The organism is Stygiolobus caldivivus, assembly GCF_019704315.1.
Lineage (GTDB): Archaea > Thermoproteota > Thermoprotei_A > Sulfolobales > Sulfolobaceae > Stygiolobus > Stygiolobus caldivivus.
Map to the genome: position 1 here is coordinate 1,168,492 of NZ_AP024597.1, position 18,366 is coordinate 1,186,857.

Annotated in this window: 13 protein-coding genes; 9 read left to right on the forward strand and 4 right to left on the reverse strand. The window is 45.7% G+C overall.

Annotation, left to right across the window (positions count from 1 at the left end; all coding sequences use genetic code 11):
* The first annotated feature begins 344 nt into the window (after positions 1-344).
* From KN1_RS05790 to KN1_RS05805, 4 genes are all read left to right on the forward strand, one after another.
* Positions 345-2,201, forward strand: coding sequence for a protein kinase domain-containing protein (locus KN1_RS05790; protein WP_221289940.1), 1,857 nt, complete (start codon positions 345-347; stop codon positions 2,199-2,201).
* 695 nt (positions 2,202-2,896) lie between these two features.
* Positions 2,897-4,726 (forward strand): serine/threonine-protein kinase, encoded by a 1,830-nt coding sequence (locus KN1_RS05795; RefSeq protein WP_221289943.1) that lies wholly within the window; start codon positions 2,897-2,899, stop codon positions 4,724-4,726.
* 555 nt (positions 4,727-5,281) lie between these two features.
* On the forward strand, positions 5,282-6,508 hold the full coding sequence (locus KN1_RS05800; RefSeq protein WP_221289945.1) for an ATP-binding protein: 1,227 nt from the start codon (positions 5,282-5,284) through the stop codon (positions 6,506-6,508).
* A gap of 392 nt (positions 6,509-6,900) precedes the next feature.
* Complete coding sequence (locus KN1_RS05805) at positions 6,901-8,601, forward strand: S9 family peptidase (protein WP_221289947.1); 1,701 nt, start codon at positions 6,901-6,903, stop codon at positions 8,599-8,601.
* 617 nt (positions 8,602-9,218) lie between these two features.
* Here KN1_RS05805 and KN1_RS05810 read toward each other — a convergent pair.
* The gene (locus KN1_RS05810; protein WP_221289956.1) at positions 9,219-9,689 is read right to left on the reverse strand and encodes a PaREP1 family protein; all 471 of its coding nucleotides are present in this window, start codon (positions 9,687-9,689) and stop codon (positions 9,219-9,221) included.
* 568 nt (positions 9,690-10,257) lie between these two features.
* A complete protein-coding gene (locus tag KN1_RS05815; RefSeq protein WP_221289958.1) occupies positions 10,258-11,271 on the reverse strand; it encodes a hypothetical protein in 1,014 nt (337 codons plus the stop codon).
* Positions 11,272-11,590: 319 nt separating this feature from the next.
* Between KN1_RS05815 and KN1_RS05820 the strand changes: the two genes are divergently transcribed.
* Together KN1_RS05820 and KN1_RS05825 are read left to right on the forward strand one after the other, a co-directional pair.
* A complete protein-coding gene (locus tag KN1_RS05820; protein ID WP_221289960.1) occupies positions 11,591-12,307 on the forward strand; it encodes a zinc ribbon domain-containing protein in 717 nt (238 codons plus the stop codon).
* A 263-nt stretch (positions 12,308-12,570) separates the two neighbouring features.
* Positions 12,571-13,392, forward strand: a complete 822-nt coding sequence (locus tag KN1_RS05825) for a DUF973 family protein (RefSeq protein WP_221289961.1) — start codon at positions 12,571-12,573, stop codon at positions 13,390-13,392.
* 1,312 nt (positions 13,393-14,704) lie between these two features.
* Here KN1_RS05825 and KN1_RS05830 read toward each other — a convergent pair.
* Positions 14,705-15,097: a MarR family transcriptional regulator gene (locus KN1_RS05830; protein WP_221289962.1), complete on the reverse strand. Its 393-nt coding sequence runs from the start codon at positions 15,095-15,097 to the stop codon at positions 14,705-14,707.
* A complete protein-coding gene (locus KN1_RS05835; protein WP_221289963.1) occupies positions 15,094-15,528 on the reverse strand; it encodes a hypothetical protein in 435 nt (144 codons plus the stop codon). Before KN1_RS05835 ends, KN1_RS05830 begins: the two co-directional genes overlap by 4 nt.
* 215 nt (positions 15,529-15,743) lie before the next feature.
* Here KN1_RS05835 and KN1_RS05840 point away from each other — a divergent pair, with 215 nt between their 5' ends.
* The 3 genes from KN1_RS05840 (at position 15,744) to KN1_RS05850 (ending at position 18,251) form a co-directional block, all read left to right on the forward strand.
* Positions 15,744-16,004 (forward strand): hypothetical protein, encoded by a 261-nt coding sequence (locus KN1_RS05840; protein WP_221289964.1) that lies wholly within the window; start codon positions 15,744-15,746, stop codon positions 16,002-16,004.
* A 350-nt stretch (positions 16,005-16,354) separates the two neighbouring features.
* Entirely contained in the window at positions 16,355-17,476 is a 1,122-nt protein-coding gene (locus tag KN1_RS05845; RefSeq protein WP_221289965.1) for a zinc ribbon domain-containing protein, read from the forward strand.
* Positions 17,460-18,251 carry a hypothetical protein gene (locus KN1_RS05850; protein WP_221289966.1) on the forward strand — a complete coding sequence of 264 codons (792 nt, stop codon included), beginning with the start codon at positions 17,460-17,462 and terminating at the stop codon, positions 18,249-18,251. Before KN1_RS05845 ends, KN1_RS05850 begins: the two co-directional genes overlap by 17 nt.
* Positions 18,252-18,366: the final 115 nt, after the last annotated feature.

Genomic DNA, 18,366 nt, shown 5'->3' on the forward strand with positions numbered 1-18,366 from the left:
ATAAGCCCTTGTACCGTACCGTGGCCCTGAATAAGTTCATTTTCATGTCCAGTTAAGCTTAATAACGGCACTATGTTATTTCCCATAATGTCTTCAATAGGGTGTAAATTTGTCCATTAACAAAATCTCTAGAGGGAAAAACGCTAAGAGGAGTTTTTATACGCCCTAATGTGAACAGAGATACACAAATACCATATTGACAACACTGTACTGCTCCCACGAATTACATTATCCGAGAGGAAATATTTCAATTCCCAAAGGACACAACCCTATCGAACCGTTTGTAGATAAACTCTGGAATACCCGTACGTAATCCTTATTTAAGTCCACGTGTAATGGATAGTGTGGGTAAAGGTATTTATATTCTGAACCTCTCCTTCACCGGGCTAATATATATTTTGTCCATGAGACTTTCCGCCTCCCAACTTGTCCTCTCATCACTCTACCTCTTCAGCACGGTCGTGTTTACAGTACTCTACCTCAAGCAGAGCAGGGCTTCATCCTTCGTCCCGTTAATCACGTTTTTGTACTACCCCTTTTATGAATACTTTTATAGCGGACACGCCTCTACATCCATAATAATCCGTGAAATAGTGCTTTCCTTATTGGGGCTCATACCCTCCGTTTTAATCATTTATAGGGGCAGAGGAAAAGAAGTCGCTAACGTAATAGGCATCCTCCTAGTATCATTGTACCTCCCCTTTAGTATATTCCTTTGGTTATCGGCCCCGGCTTCCTTCCGACAGACCGTCGGGTCGTTGCTCCTAAACCCTTTATTTATACCCGCGAGTTTCTCGACCCTGAGGTCCCTAGGCTACGGCATACCGAGGAGCCAAAAATCTACACCTCAACACTACGCCGCCCAACCGCAATACACACCACAGCTCAGTTACCCCCAAGTACAGCAGTACCCGAGCTACACGCAAATGCCCTACCAGCCCTCAAACACCGGCTCGCTTTCCGTAACTTTCATCTTTAGGGGCTTACCGGCCGGGTGTTACCCCGTAATCCACGTAAACGGTAAGAGGTACCAGCCTAAAAAGTACTTCCAAGGAGATTACGTGTTCTACTTCCACGAGGGCTGTACTTGGAACGCTGGGGCAGTGACGTGTGGGGCGACCACGTATTTACCTGACAGACAGAGGGGTAAAGCCGATTTAGGTAGCTCCGTGATAATAACCTACAGACCTGCACCTCAAGGACACGGCCCTAGCCAGACCATACCTCAGTCCCCCTCAAGGCCCCTGACAAACAAGGGCCTGGGCAACTGGGACCCGAACGTGTGGGTGGGCCGCACTCTCTCAGTTTATAACGTAAAGAAAGTCATAGGGGAGGGAGGTAACGGTTACGTCCTTAAGGCTAACTACTCAGGGAAGCAGTTGGCCATAAAAGTCCTTAAACTCTACGGCGGTAACCCCGAGGCCTTCTTCAAGGAACTGGCCACTGAGGCGTCTAACCTCGTAAACTTGTCCAACCACAAAAACATCGTGAAAGTCTACGCTGTAAAAGTCGACACTTTTGTCATTAACGAGGTATTAAGGGGGAGGGCTGACTTATACCTAAAGGACCCGCCGATGATAGTCATGGAGTTCATGAGCGGGGGTACGTTAAAGGACTTATTAGACGACGACATGTTCTACTATAGCTCCAAGTGGCAGAAGAGCGTGTTAAAGGCCGTGTGTGAAGTCGCACAAGCGCTGGACTACGTCCACTCCCAAGGTTTTGTACACATGGACGTGAAGCCGCAAAACATTTTCCTTAACGAAAAGCCCAAAGACCCTTCAGGTCTCGACAACGTCGAGTTTAAACTTGGCGACCTCGGTAGTGCGGTGAGGGTGAACGGTGATGTAAAACAAGTGACCGTTGAATATTCCCCTCCTGAGGTCTACGTAGAGAAGGCCAAGCCCTATTTCGATATCTATGCACTGGGTATGACTATGTACACCTTATTGACGAGGAAAATAGACAGGCCTGACTTGAACGAGATGGAGAGCGCCTTTAACTGTTACGTAAAAAATGACATTGTCTGTGTAAAAGACGAGGTGATTATGGCTAAGGCGAAGCTGTCTCGCTGGGACGTGAGCGTAGACCCGCAAGTAGACAACTTGCTTAAGCTGATGCTCTCAGACGACCCGAGGAGGAGGCCTACAGCTAAAGAGGTAATCGACGCGATAAAAAGGGTAGACCCTACGTTATGTTAGACTCCCCCTTTTGTGAGACGCTCACGTTCTTAACGTTTAGCATGTGCAATAGGTTGGCTTGAAAACCCTTGTATACAATACGTTCCAGACGTTAAACGCTACACACGGCATTTACGAGAAAACCGTGGCGGGAGAGGAGAATCCCCTTAAAATATTCGTCTAAATTAACAGTTATTCAAAATCATGGCAGTTAAGTATTACCCTAAACTCTTACGTTAATACCTACCTATTTTACGTAAAACTCAGAGAGTTTAAAGCCTTGACCGTAAAGAACGTTATATCATATACTTAAGCCAGTAAGAGCACCTCGATGCAAGGGCTTTACGTAGAGCACAGCGTCAATTATGCTAGGTCAGCCTATAATGGGTAACAGCAGCTTTAACCAACACGAGTCCCCGACGATAGGCGTGACCTTTAGTACTTGACTGAGTATAACATACTTCACCTGATGTTAAATGCATAATATTAAGGTTAAGACAGAAGACGTATACGTCATCTCCGCTAAATAAAAACATGCCGGACGTAATGGTATTACCCAAAACACCAGAATGACGTCCCGCCCGCCTCGATACACCCTCAAAAACGTTATTCGAGGCGACATAGGCACTTTAGGGGTGATCGCTTTGGTAAAGCTGGGTCATTGCCACGATAATACAATAATTTAATAGCCCGGCCGACCGTATTGATCATGTATAATGGCGTCTATAAAGCCTTTCATTATCCAAGGGGTCCAGCTTTTCCGTTACGGTAACTACGAAAAGGCCCACGAACAGTTCCGCAACGCCACAGCCCTCTACCAGCAGAGCGATGAGGCAAATTCCCCCGAAGGGGTTTACGTATACATCGACGCGATGAGGTGGAAGGGGGTCACAGAGGTCAAGCTGGGTAGGTACGACGAGGCCATAAGGACTTTGAAGCAAGTCCTCGACAATACAAACGAGAAGCCCCCTGAGGTAGTCTATTACCTCTCCCTAGCAAGGTATTACTACTCATTCTTCCTAGACTATAAGACCTCGACACTTATGGCGGCATTAGAGGGACTTAAAAATATTAGGCCTATGGTAGACATGGCAAAAGTAACGGCCCTCAAGGCGTTAATACACACCGAGCTATGGGAGCTAAACGAAGCTGAGAGGCTGGTGGGCACAATCGGTCACGCAAACCCCTTGTCCCGCCTAGTCTGGGCCCACATATTCAGGTTCAGGAACATGTTTGACCAAGCACTGACAGATATAGACCCAATCGTACAGGCTGAGCCTTATAACGTGGACGCGCTGATCGAGAAAGGGCTTATATTGAAGGGGAAGGGGCTATACGGCGACGCGCTGCTCACGTTAGAAAGCGCGGTCAAGGTGGACAGATACAATACCTTGGCCATGCTGTTCATAGCAGAGGTCTTAGAGCTCCAGAAGAGGAGGAAAGACGCTATTATCGTCTATACTGCCATAGACAAAGTGGTCTATAGCCCCCTCGTGAAAACAAAGCTCTCGGGACTAATAATACCTCAGGTGAACTTACAGCCCCAATACGGCCAACTACCCCAAAGACAAGTCCAGAAGGCCCCCTCAAGGACCTTAGGCAAACTTAAACTCACTTCTTGGGACCCTAAAATATGGGTAGGGAGTACGTTCTCTGTGTATAAGGTGACCGACCTATTAGGGGAAGGGGGTAACGGGTACGTATTAAAGGGGGTAGGCCCAAACGGGGAAGAAGTGGCGATTAAGGTCCTGAAGGTACAGAGCGGAGTGGCTGACGACTACTTCGACACTTTGGTAGCTGAGGCGAATAACCTCACCTCGGTGTCCAACGACCCGGACTTCGTTAAGATCTACGCTATCTACGTGGACAGACTGGTCTTGAACGGTATCCTCAGCGGTAACCTGGCATTATATACGATGAGCCCGCCCATGATAGTGATGGAGCTCATGAAAGGGGGGACCCTCCATGACCTGCTCGAGGACGACGCCTTCTTTTACTCCTCAAGGTGGGTAAAGACGGTATATAGGGCTGTAGCTACTGTAGCCCGGGCACTTGCCCACATGCACTCAGCGGGCTACGTACACATGGACGTAAAACCCCACAACATATTTTTGACGAATAAGCCTAAGCACCCCGACCAGTTACCTACCGTCGACTTTAAGCTGGGCGACCTCGGTAGTGCGGTGAGGGTCGGGGGGAAGGTAACACAGCTTACTGTAGAGTACGCGCCCCCAGAAGTGTACTTAGGTACTGCCAAGCCCTATTTGGACGTCTTCGCTTTGGGCATGACCACCTATGTCCTCCTGACGAGGAAGATGGACAGGCCTGACGTGCAGGAGATGAACGACGCGTTCGACTGTTACCTGAAAAACGATGCTTACTGTGTTAAAGATAAGGTAAGGCTCGCCCAAGAGAAGCTAAGGCAGTGGGACGTCAACGTCCCGGCAGAAGTAAAGCCTATCGTTAAGTCTATGCTGGACCCCGACCCCATAACGAGGCCTACTGCTAAAGAGGTTAGTGACGTCATGACGAAGTTGGTAGCGTGACGGGGTAAGGACTAGCTTCACGTCACAGCCTATTCAAGGCGTTTAGCCCGTAGTACTTCATAATATTCCATGTTAGTCCTCACCCCTCTAGCTTCATTAAAGTCCCGTGGCTCTCCCCACTCTCTCCCCTAACGGGACGACCTTGGCTAACACTCGACCACAGGCGTTACGTTACGGTGAACTTAGAGGAATATATTCAGCGGTTTATCCACCCGTCTGAGGTGACAGAACCCCTCATGCTTGAAAGTCCTTTGAACTCGGGGGACGTGTGCTCACCCGGGGTAGGACTTAGACGTAAGGTGTGGGTCTCACCTATTTCACGAAAGGGTAGTAAGGGTAGCCTTATATTTTAACACACGGTTTATAGCCTCCCAAACCGTAAAGGGTCAGGAATGGTGTCACTAGCGTCGTCAAAGGGGCCACTCTTACTGTCCCCGGTCATCAGGCCTCTAAAGGCGGGACGTCATAATTTGAGGTTTTTATAGAAGAATTACCTCAAATTAGTTTAGGAGTATACTCCAAGATTTTATTATTCAGCTTATGGAGTATACTCCAATGAATGTGGAAGAGGTCAAATCGGTGTTAAAAGAGCTGAGGGAAGAGGCGACCGAGCTCATCTCGAACGAGAGGATAATACTGAGGGAGGTCCCAGACCTCCTGTCCTTTCTGTCAATACCCAACGTGTTAGCAATACTGGGGGTGAGGAGGTCGGGTAAGTCTACCCTCTCCCTCTTATTACTCAGGGGGAAGGACTTCGCATACGTAAATTTCGACGACGAGAGGCTCAGGGGGCTCAAAGACCTCAGTAGGCTCGAGGAGGCGATATATTCCCTCTACGGAAACATAAACTACCTCTTATTCGACGAGGTACAGAACGTTAAGGGCTGGGAGCCTTTTGTGAGTAGGCTCAGGAGGGGAGGTAAGAGGGTGATAATAACCGGGAGTAACTCCAAGTTACTTTCCGGTGAGCTCGCCACATCACTTACGGGCAGACACGTGGACTATTTCCTGTTCCCCTTTTCGTTTAAGGAGTACCTCAGGTTTAACGGGGTAGTAACCGGAGACGTAATGACGACCAGGGAAAGGGCGTTAGTTAAGGGCTACTTAGAGAAGTACTTGGAGTTAGGGGGCTTCCCGGAAGCACTGATGTTGGGGAGCAGGGTAATGTTAAACAGCATCTATAACGACATATTGTTTAGGGACGTCGTGTCCAGGCTCAAGGTAAAGAGGGTAGAGAGGTTTAAGGACTTTGCTTCGGCTGTCGTATCTCTGTACTCGTCAGAGGTGTCTATAAACAGGCTGGCTAAGATCATTAAAGTAGACTATAAGACTGCGGACGAGTGGTTTTCGGGTATCGTAGAGAGCTATTTAGTCCATATTGTAAAGAGGTATTCGGCGAAGGTAAGCTCTTTAGGTGAAAACAAGAAAGTATACGTCACAGACCCGGGGATCATCCACGAGGTAGTGGTAAAGAAGGACAAGGGGAGGATAATAGAGGACTTAGTCGCCGTCCACCTACTTAGGAAGAACCAATTTAAGGGAATATACTACGTAAAGGGGGAGGACTACGAAGTGGACTTTTACGATGAGGTAAACGGCGAGTTAATACAAGTCACTTTCGATGACGAAATAAGGGACAGGAAAATCAGGGGGTTGGTAAAGGCTTCATCACTGCTCGGGATCGGGAGGCTGAAGGTCGTCACGTGGGACAGCGAGGGGGAGGTCAAAGTTGAAGGGAAAAAGGTGGAAATTGAGCCCCTCTGGAAGTTCTTACTACGGTAGCTGTGACAATACCCGTTTCCCCTCTCCTCCCGATAATAGTGTTATAGTTCAAGAATATTCAGTTGATTTATTTATAATTTTTAACTTAATTAAATTATTTTTAAAAAGTGATAAACTTTGTCAAGGACTTTCACGGCTCCATTACGAATTGTAATTTTCTTTATTAAATTAATATAATTCGTGGATAAATAATATAGTATACAGATATACCATTTTGCACATACTATTTATTAATTGTTTAAGTGTATGTTGAATGTTATAACCTCACCATAGTTAGACAAACATAAATCGCAACGGATCCGTGGGCAGCCTCGCCCTATTTTCCCGTAAATTTTAACAAACTAAAGGGATTTTTAGGGAAAATATTTAGTCTACTTTAATGACAGTATAGTATGGATTATAAAGATTTGGTAAAAGGGCTAGAAGAGATAGTTAAGACCCACTACTATAAGGTCATGGGGAAGCTCAAGGAGACACCGGTACTCATCACTACACTTGAAGGTACAATTAACTTATCAGTACTTAAGGGAGGCAAGCTTGAAAACCTTGCTAAAAGTGTTATAGATGTAGCGTCCCCTAAACCCCAATTGGACTATGTCCCGTTTACCCGTGACGTCGAGAAAGGGAAAGAAGTCCACTCGGTATACACTGTTAACTTAAAAGGGGAGGAGTCTGAGGTCTCTTCTCCGAGGAAGAGGGTCACCTCAATAGCTTATGACGAAAAGACTATAGTGTACACGGCGTCGTCAGCCGAGTCCACTTCCCTTTATGTAATAGAAGGGGGAAAGGAAAGGAAGCTCGCCGACGTTCCTCCTTTCTTATATATCTCTGACGTGGACGGGGAATATGTCGTGGGGGCAGAGGCTTTCAGAGGGGGGCTAAGGGCAAGTGAGATCGTCCTGTTTACCTTAGACGGTGAGGTCAAGTACGTGACACCTAAAGAGGGTAGTGTAAACTGGCTACCTTTAATTTACGGTGGTAAAGTTTACTTTACAAGCGATTATGAGTTCTCAGGGGAAAGGAGCTGGATCTACAGTTACTCGTTAAAGGACGGGAATATTGAAAAAGTAGTCCTCAAAAACCTGGAGGAATTCCGCCCTACAGACCTATATTACGACCCGTACACCCAACTGGTATTTGCTATGAAAGACGGGGAGACTAGGCTGTTTTTAGGTGACAAGATGCTGGACACTCCTGAGGGAGTAGTGAACGGTGCCACGGTAATCGGTGATGAAGTCTACTTCTCCCACTCTTCCCTGACTTCTCCACATAAAGTATATAAGTTAAGGGGCAACTCATTGGAAGTCGTAATAGACTCTAAGAGCCCTATAAGCGGTAAGGTGGACTTTGTAAAAGTCAAAAACGGTGATGTTGAAGTCCCTACGTTCATCATAACCCCTAATAACGGTAAGAAAGAGGGGGTAGTTTACGTGCACGGCGGGCCCTGGTCTGAAATAGACAACTGCTGGGACAGATTTATCTCATCACTCTTGTACTTAGGTTATACGGTAATAGCCCCTAATTTCAGGGGGTCTACAGGCTACGGTAATAAGTTTATGCTCATGGACATAGGGGACGTGGGGGGCGGGGACTTGAGCGACATAGTTAAGGTCAGGGACTATGTCATCGAGAAAGGGATCGTAGATAAGGTGGGGGTCATGGGGTACAGCTACGGAGGTTATATGACCCTCCTTGCGGTAGGTAAGGAACCGGATAAATGGGAGTTCGGTGTCGCAGGTGCTGCTGTAGCTGACTGGGTGGAGATGTATGAGCTAGGTGACGATTTCTTCAAGGGCTTCATAGACGTCCTCTTTAACGGACATAACGTAGACCTTATGAAAGACAGGTCGCCGGTAACTTATGTGGAGAAGGTCAAAGCACCCCTCTGTATTATACAATCGCAAAACGACACCAGGACTCCCGCGGTCCCGGTACTGAAGTACTGTTTAAGGTTACAAGAACTGGGGAAGAGGTACGAGTTGCACCTAATACCGGATATGGGCCACTTGATATACACAGTCTACGACATCGTCAACCTTATTTTCCCAGCAGCCTTGTTCCTGAAGAAGTTAGAGGACACTAAGGGCGGGTGACGTCACTCTGTGAATTATTTAGCCCACACGCTGAGGTAGTGCTCGCTAACAAAACCGACCATAAGCCTCTGTTTTAAGTCGGGTTAAAGCTTTTTTGATTGGCAATAGTTTAAAACGTACGCCTTGGGCGGGGGAGCCCGTGCGGTCCGGGTAATTATCGAATTCTCATATGTGACCATCCATAAGCATGCCCTGAGCCCGTAAGAGCCCGCGGAGGGGGCTCCTGGTAATGCACTGCACACTGATGCCTCTAAAAGGCTTATGTCTGTAACCGTGGGAGGGAGTTAAGGGCTAGGGTCACGCTCTCGGTCACGAACGGAGATAAGACGGTCTAGCAGTTATCCTAACTTTTCCTTAGTAACCCAAGATATTCACATTTATAGTAAAGTTTTTAGACTCACGTCGGTTTTATTGAAAGATATGAAATACCAGAAGGAGCTGAACACTGCTAAGGGCCAGCCCAACGGTCATGGAGCTCACCTACCTTAATGGATATGGACGATGTCCCCTCAAATTTGTTAGAAATCGTTTAGAAGATGCGTCATTCTGGTGAAAACCTATAAGACACGTTAGAGTAAAATAACTACTGACGGTGGAAATGAAAACGGACAAAATGACTAGGTGTTGAGGGCCTTTTCAGCCTCCTCCAGCATTTTCCTCACCCTCTCTACCCGGCTTCGTATGTCGTTGATAGTCCACTTAGCCTCATGGAACCCCCAGACGTGGAGGGCATAAGCCGAGTCCCAACCGGCCATGACCCAGTCCCCTACTACCTGGGAAAGCTTGGCCGCGGCAGAGCCCAACGAGTAGACGTACCACCTGCCTTCTTTTAACGCCTTTTGGTACTCTTCAAGGTTAAATTTCTCTGCTAAAGCTTTGACCAGTTCTTCAGCCACTTTGTAAGCTTTTTCTGATGCTTGTACCGGGTCACCTCCTTTTAAATACTTGTCACATTCAGCCATATACTTCCTAGCTACCTCAAGCCTTAGCCTGACCTCTTCTTTTGGATCATTTTTGCTTATAAGGCCTATCAGTACATCTTCCACGTTTATCCCCATCTCTTCAGCCCTTCTTATTAGCTCTTCCATAAATGATCCTTAATTGAGGGGGAATAAAAGTTAATTGCGTTGTACCCTTTGTGAGGTTTACGCAAAGCCCCTTGCCTCTAATATCAGTGTAGAAAAGCCTTAGGACGTATAGTGGCTCAGTCCTAAGTCAAAGTTATGAACACGTTAAAGGCACCTACGTTTTTTCTTTCGAAACACCTCTCGTTAAACACGTTCCCGTAAAGGTTCTTATACTCGGTCATGGACTAGAGGACAGTGTCAACCCCCTTACTTAGCAAATTTTTCCCTAAATATAATAACAGAACTGTTCCCCCTTATTGGCCTGCCGGGTATAGAGCCTTATCATAATACGTATACGGCAATTAGGACAGCGTCTACAAAGTAGGGCCTAACGAAACAGAAACATGTTTGACACCGTACTACATTGAAAAGGTACAACACTCACGCCTAATCAAATAACGTAAATACTCGACACCGAGAGACACCTTAGGATCTAATCTGTACACGCAGACTGTAAACTACGGTCTTAGTGGACTTACTGGGCTAGAAGTCTCTGATCACGCTTATCGCACTGGAGACTTCATAGCCATCAGACCGACGGTATAGAATAGACCCAGGGCACCGGCCTCTTAAAGGTCAGGTTTATTATCACGCTGAGGTCGTCCTTTTGTCCTACTAACACGGCAGGGTCTTCTTTATACTGTAACTTCCCGTTAATGATGTAGTAGTCCCACATGTAGCCGTGCTGGGAAGACGGTGCTAGTATTAGCGTGATATAGGGTTTAGTGGACTTCTCGTCGGGCGTTATTATCCCGTTTACAGCATAAGCAAACACCACTTCGGGGTATTGGTTATATATAGGTGGCAAGGGGACGTCATAGGGAGAGTAATAGACCAGTGAGAGGTTATACACGGACAGCGTCTCGTTAGGGAACTTCTGTAATGTACCGGGTTGGACTATGACTATCAGGTTACCGTCTACGGTCACTCCCCCGTCACTACCGTTGATCTCAAATGACTTAGCACTTATGGGGGTCAGGTTACCGTAGTCTGATACCGGGACGTTTACCTCCTTAGGCGGTGAACCGAAAGGTTTTTGTGACGTCACGAACTCCCACACACCGGTCGAAGTCACGTTCAAGAGGGCTAACACACCGTCGCCGTATAAGACGTGCTGTAATTGCCCCGGGTTGACGCCGACGAACGCGTCCCCGTTAAAACCGCCGTAACTCACGTTTTCTACCGATAGAGTGGTGGGGCCGAAGACCACGAAAAACGGCTTTACACCCTTACTGAACAACTTCACCCCTTGTGTGTGACCGTCAACACTTAACGCAAAGCCTTTTGTACCTAACAACATAAGCGTGACGTTAAACGTAGTGTAGTTCTTCCCGTCTATCTGTGCGACAGTATTGGGGGGTATGACACATATTACGTTACCCAGCCATAGCACCGCGTAACCGTAAGGGTAGACGTACTTTGTCTCCTGAGCGGTCACGTCTAAATTACTTGTAGAGTTTACTTTAAAGGAGACTATGACAACTAGTTCTAAAACTACTATGACTAACAAAATTATGGTAAGTATTGACGTTTTCTTAAACATATATTAATTATAAAATAACTTGTTATTAAGTTTTATACATAAGTTTCACGCTATATCAGGCTTAGCGGGCGAGACACATGTCGACTTTACCCCCTGACTCCCGAGATAATGTATTATCTGGCCTCCGCAGTACTTGCCCATCAACCCAGTTACGGTGACTCCATTAACACCCTGACTGTAGCCAATGCCCTCCAGCTTTTTTCTCACTTAACAAGTTGGGTGATGGCGATGAGCGACTACATGCCCTAAACCCGAACCCTATTATATTCTCTACCTAGGAACAGAAAAGTTTATTATACGAATAGGAGTAGTATAGCATATGAAGAGGTGCCCCCGGTGTGGCTCACAAAACCCCGATGAATCAGCCTATTGCTGTAAATGCGGTACGCCACTTAGCGCGTCTCCCCCCGACAGTTCTAAAAAGCCGTCTCATCTATCCCTCATCGCCGGGGTCATCTTCGGGGTGTCCCTCCTATCACTCATAAGCTTATCTGTGCTTTCTTATTATATGTCCCCCAATGAGGTATTGGTCACCCCGTCGCAGGTCTCAGCGGTTCTAGGAGGTAAGTGGGAGGTAAAGATGGTAGGGTCGACTGGGTTCAAGATATTAGGCCTCAGTATAAGGGACCCTGTTGTGATAGTCCTCGGCACTAACTATTCGGTGGTCCAGTTAGTCGGTGGCCCCACTATACAGACTTTGGGGGCCCAAGGCCCTACAGAGAGCTTGACCGGCGTCATAAACGGGAGCGTATATAACGTTACCTTTAGCCTGCAATACTTTAACAATTCTTATGACGCACTGGTCTACTTTAACATGAAGGGGTTTACGGGCATGAGGTGTACACTCCCCCAGCACCAACTATCTGTAGTTATAATATCGAGTCACGAGTTCATAAAGTACTACGTCAGCCCTTTCTTCCACTCCTATGTATCGGAGGTAATGGTACTGAACGGTAGTGTGATAAAGGAAGTGCAGGTATTCGGGCCTTCTAAAATACCACAAAACCAGCTGATAAGGTTAGCCAGTCTGTTCTAACCTACCTCGCTTCGGAGAAGGCCGGGTAATAGGTAACGTTTTGCTTTTCTGTACGACGTTTTTATTGAAGAGTGTAAGGTACAATATGACGTTTTTATAATTGATACCTTATTTCTTTAGACCTTAACGTAAAACTGAGTATAAGTATTGACGTAAGTGTTTAGGGTAATATCCGCCCTCGGCACTTAGTGAACGGCACTCCCACCCGCGTAGTAAGGACACGCGAAATGCATATTAATGTTTTTGCGTTCTGTACCTTAGAGATGGAGAGTAGCAGAAGGTTAGTCAAAGGCCTCGGCACCACCGGCATTATAGGTATAACTGTAGCCGTAGTAGCAATAGTCATCATCGCGGTCTTGGCGGTCGTGTTGCTTTCAGGTAAGGGCGCGAGTACCTCTGTTACACCTACGGTGTCGAGTAGTAACTATACCATGCCGCCCGGAGGGTTATCAAGTAGCACCTCTGTTAAACCGATAGGAGTGGGACAAATGGAGTGTATTAACGGGGAGTACCAAGTGACAGTAGACCTCAACTCGAGTATTTACACTAAAGTACTGTCCGCATACATATACGGGACTAACGTAAAGGACACGGCGATCTATGACCCAAGCTTAAACCCCGGGGGGAATCTCGTGACGATCTGCTTCCCGGTCAACAACCCGTTTACCCCGATCCCGGGGCACACATATGATATCGTGCTAGAGTTGAGCAACGGGCAGAGCGTAATAGTGCCGGTGAAGTACCAAGGGTCGGCCCCCGGTGGGATCCCTACGGTGACCCAAGTAGGTACGGGGACACTTTTCTATAACAGTACTTCGGGAGAATACGTCGCTACAATTGTGCTCCACTCCACCGCCACCGTATCGATAGAGAGTGCTAATATAGTAGGTACTACAGCCTCAGCTACAAGTGTCTCTAATTATACCCTCACTGCAGGCTATAATACCATAACACTATACTTCCCACCTTCCAACAGTTTCACGCCGCAGCCAGGCTCGACCTACCAAGTATCGATTGGACTGTCAGACGGTGCGGTAGTACAAGTTGCGGTAAGCTACGTAGGGAATAGCACGGCTGCGTCGTAGTAAAAGTCAGACTATAAAATTTTTTTCCTTTAGTAATTTTACCCTACTACGTTTTTCAAAGGTGTTTTTTATCCCTCTTTGTCTAGGGCTTTTTCTAACTAAGAGGTGACATTATACGGCTAATGAAACACGTTATCTAATTGAATAAATTTTTATTGTTATTATAGTCTATATCTCATTGTTTGTATATGTTATGTATATTGTGTGTATATAATTATTAATTAAAAAATCGTCATATATTATAGTCCGGTACAGTTGCGGCTAAGGACTATCAAGGCTAATATGTGAATACCTCTTCACGGTCTAAAGACTAACTATTAAGAGGCACAGATAACGGCCTTATCGGTCGCCTTAACTATACTCCGATATGGCTTAGTTATGGGCTGGGAAAGAATATTTTAGAAAAACTCCGCTTTAGTCTTCTGATGTAATGGTTAAGTTATTACAGCAATATTTCTAGATTGGCTTGCAATAAAGAGACCATTACTAGTAGTCACCGTGATTATTGTAATCTTCAATAATCATTTTTAATCCGACGCGAGCTCTAGACATGTTCTCAGGACATCTTCTCGCTGTACAGTCTTACAAGCACTTTTTACACGAGGAAACGCTCAGCTAGGTTTCAGGTTCGTAAATATGGCAAAATACGTGTGTATCCTTTAGCCATGTACTAGGTCTGCGGTCAGACCGTTAGGGCAAAGAACTAAGAAAGGCCGGTAAAGACGCGGCACTTAGTCCCCGTCACCGGTACCCAGCCCCTAACTTTATCGACGGGTCTTCTAGTCTATCCTATCATAAAACGTTTGCACAAAACCCTCCACGTTTGACATGTTTTTACTAATTTGACGTGCGTCACTAAATACTTCACGGCTAGGCCCAAAACCTTATGTACTCACCATGAGACGGAGTATATAAGCGCTGACGTAAATGTTATGGTAATACTAATAAGTTATACATTATTATTTTAATTTAATTAAATACTCCTAGGGTAGCCATAGTGCCTTCTAAGAGGTATAATTTTTAATTAGTGAAAATCTTTACACAAAAAGAATATGCTGAGAGGAGGTTTTATAAGTCCTAATGCGAATAGGGGAATACTAATACCTAGCGGTAACACTACTAGGTTGGTTTTCAAGACAATATATAGCGACCGGTTCCTACAGCCTTTCACGCGTACTTTGTGGATTATGATTTTGTCCGTAATAGAGGAAACGGCATTTAATATAACTTTTTTTCACACTAACTAAATTGTTGTCCGCTCTCTGGTTTTACGGCCAGTGGCCTCTATTCCCTAACTTACCGTGCACGGGGTTTACGTAAGCAGGAGTAGGTACTGGAGTAGTAGTGTTAAGTCTTCCGTCCTGTCCCCACCTTTAGACGCGATAATATAAAATTCCCCCTCGTCCTTCAGTATTTCGGCTATCTTCTCGACTTTTTCGTCTGGGACCCCTTGGTACCTAAACCACACCCCGTTTATTGTCCTCTCCTTATAGCCTTGTAACGCTTTATCGGTGATCACGTACCTCCCGTCCGAAGTCTTCTGTAGGTACCCCTCCTTTACGAGCTCGTTAAGTGCCTTGGAAAGCCCCGCGTCTGACATACCCGTAGACTTCTTTAGTTCGGTAAAGGACTTGGGAGTCTTACACTGTTCAAGGATTAGGTCCCTCTTCGCGGCATGAGGCCTACGGGAGTTACTCGCGTTCATTGTAGCTCCCTGCTCTCGTTCTTTAAGACCTTAAAGGACTTTATCGCGTCGAACCCCGTCCTGCCCTTCCATAGTTCCACTTCACCTTCAGTGTAGGTTACCCTACGGTTTTCATAGTCCAGTATCAGCCCGCTATTTCGCTTCTTCACTGTCTGGTCAGTCTCTTCCATTACTATAGCCCCGTTCAATATCACGCGCTTCAGTTTCCCCTCCTTGGAAACGCTTATAGCTACCGACTTGTCCCCGAGGTAAATCCCGTATAGCTCGTATACTGCCTCCTCGCCGTTATTTTTCTTTATTTTCGTCTCTATGACCCTCACCCTCCAGCCGTCCCCGGTGACTTCTTTGACCACTTGGTTTTGGAGGTCAACCCTGTTAAGCATATCCCTTACCCTATTGAACGCGTTGTCGAACGGGTTTTCTCCACTCATTTTTACTTCACTTAACTTTAGTTTAGTAAAGTTAATATTAAAACTTTTCGGTTCAACCGGGTCTGGGTCAAAGGCGTTACATACCCAGATTTCTGCCTACACTTTACCTGACTCCCCTACCTTAACGGTCAGTCTAAGACCTAACTAGCAAAAATAATTACCAAAAGGACAATATTGGACTCATATGGGACAACAGGACTTATAACGCTTTCTGGATGGGAACACATATAGGTTTATTACTTAACGACCTCACCCTTCCAAGGTGGGGAAGAAGTCAGTATTACACCAATAACGGGACTTACGCGGAGTTCGTAGACGTAACTGAGCCCCACACCGTAGTCGTAATAAACTACTCTGCTAGGTGTAATGACATCGTATATTATTATCAAGACCCCGTCAACGTCCTGCCACAATTAACATATAACGTATGCAATTACATGGAAAAAGAGCCTAATAACGGGCCATCGAATTCTTAGAAAAAAGACCTGGAACTAAAACTCTGTCAGTTATATTTGTCAAGTACTAAAGGGTAACGATCATTCTCCTGTTCATAATGTCGCCACTATGTATTTATATTTCCGTTCTCGCGATATAGCGTATAAAGCCTTTTCTCAGCGTCCTCTCTATGTAGAGGTTTTTATCAATTAATAAATTTATACCCTGCTGAACACACTATCCTCTTGTTTAACATGTTTTTTGGCCTTACATAATGGTGCTGTTGCCCTTTATTAACTGACTAGGACAATGGAATTGTTGACCTCACTTGCGTTATTTATGTGAACCTTTATATTTAATCTTTATATTTTAGTAATAAAATAAGTTAATTATGGTAAAATATTGTACTGTGTGTGGGTCTGCGAACGCAGATAACGCTAATTTTTGCACGAATTGTGGTAATAAACTCCCTTCAGTCCCGAATACGGCCCTCCTAGCCGATTATAAGAGTAGAGTTATGTTTGAGTCACAAGCTAGGCGTGCTATCTCGATATATTCCTTATCATCAATACCCCCGCTGTATAAGAGTTGGTATGAAAAGACGAGTGCCGGTTTACTGACTAAGACCCTAGTGACTTTGTTCTACCCGATATTGTTTTTAGGGTCACTAGGCGTTATATCGCCTTTTGTCCCGTTCCAGATAGTTTTCCTCTTAATGTTTTTTATTATTAGTTATTATTTTGGTTTAGTGGTAGATAACTCTAAACTGATTCTTTCCTTATATTTGGTCTTATTTTTTGTCCTGGGCCCAGCGGTGGCAATAATTGGCTATAATAACGTGAATTTTTGGGTATTCTACGTTATAGGCTTTATAGGTGGCTTTATTTCAATAAGTGTCGGGAGGTCTAGGAGGCCCAAGGTATGGGTGAGCATATTTTGTGAGAAAAAAATCCCCCAAGTTATACTTTCTTGGAGGCATTACAGTCACGGGGAGCTGGGCCAATATTTTCTCCCTATGAGGTGTGGCCTGCTCAGTGAGGACAGTTTTAAGAAGGTAAATAAACGGGGGAGAGGGATGGGTGCACTAAGAGTCCCAATTATTAACCACGGAGGGGGACATGGTGGCGGTGGGCACGGGGGCCATCACGGTGGTGCCCACGGTGGCAGTCATGGTGGTGGCGGTGGGACTGGAGGCCCTGCAGTTTTATTAGGAGGGGGGATGTCGGGTAGGCGGCGCAGGGGGTACGGTTACGTCAAGAAACCATTACTTAAGGTAAATACAGACCCATACGAAGCAGTAGCAGGCTTTGTCCTTGGATCCGAAGGTGTAACAGCACTCCTTGTATTAAAAATATACTATTTAGGGCAAGAGTTTAATCAGTATAACGTGGGGGTTATATATGACATCTATTTACCTAGGAGTAGAAAACTCGCAAAGACTGACTTCATGCTCGACTTTATTAACAGTATTATAAAAGGGGCTGATAACTTTATCTTTGTTAATACGAGTTAGCAATGGGGTAGTCTGGATGTACGGTAAGGCCCTGATAGCGGTCTTGTTCGCGGTAATACTAATAGCGTTATCTCAAATAGTAGCCCCTTCAGGGCTAATGTACCCCTTGGTGACTCTGCCGAATAACGTCATAGACCTCCCAGCAATTAATTTTACAAGTGGACTTGGGACCAATAGCTATGTCACCGTAAAGCCACAGTGGCAAATATCTCTTGTGGGGTCCGGAGAGTTTACCTACGACGTCTTAGGTTACTGCGTCATATACTTCTACAACGGCTCTGCCACAGTGTTACCTTATAACTCGTTTAACATAACGTTCCTGTCACACATGGACCCAAGGCAAATAAGTAAAGCCTATTATTGGACTTACTACTACCCTGGCTACGAGTATAGTAGTTACGAGGTCGTAAACATAACTTCGGTGTACGGTATCCATATTGACGTCCCGGCTCAGACACTGGTTATTTGCTATTACACTACACGTCTCACGCAGAGTGAGTTAAAAGACGTGATCCTAGCGACTTTTAAGGACGCTAGTGTAGCAGTTCTAAACTCGGGAAAAGTTTATTACTATTACGCCAATAACGGGACTTACGCGGAGTTCGTAGACGTAATCGGTTCCCACATCATAGTCGTAATAAACTACCCCAGTAAGGACAAGGGGAACGATATCATGTATTACTACAAAGACCCCGTCAATATACTGTTACAACTAACCTATGATGTGAACAATTATATGAAAGGCGCATCTAATAGTGGACCGTTAAATTTCTAGAACGGGTTTTGGTGCCCCGCTAACCTCGCTCCATGTTAGAGCCGGTCACCTAAGGAGAGCTTTCTTAGAGCTTCGCAAATATTAGGGTTATTCACAGGTCCATTGCAATTTCTAT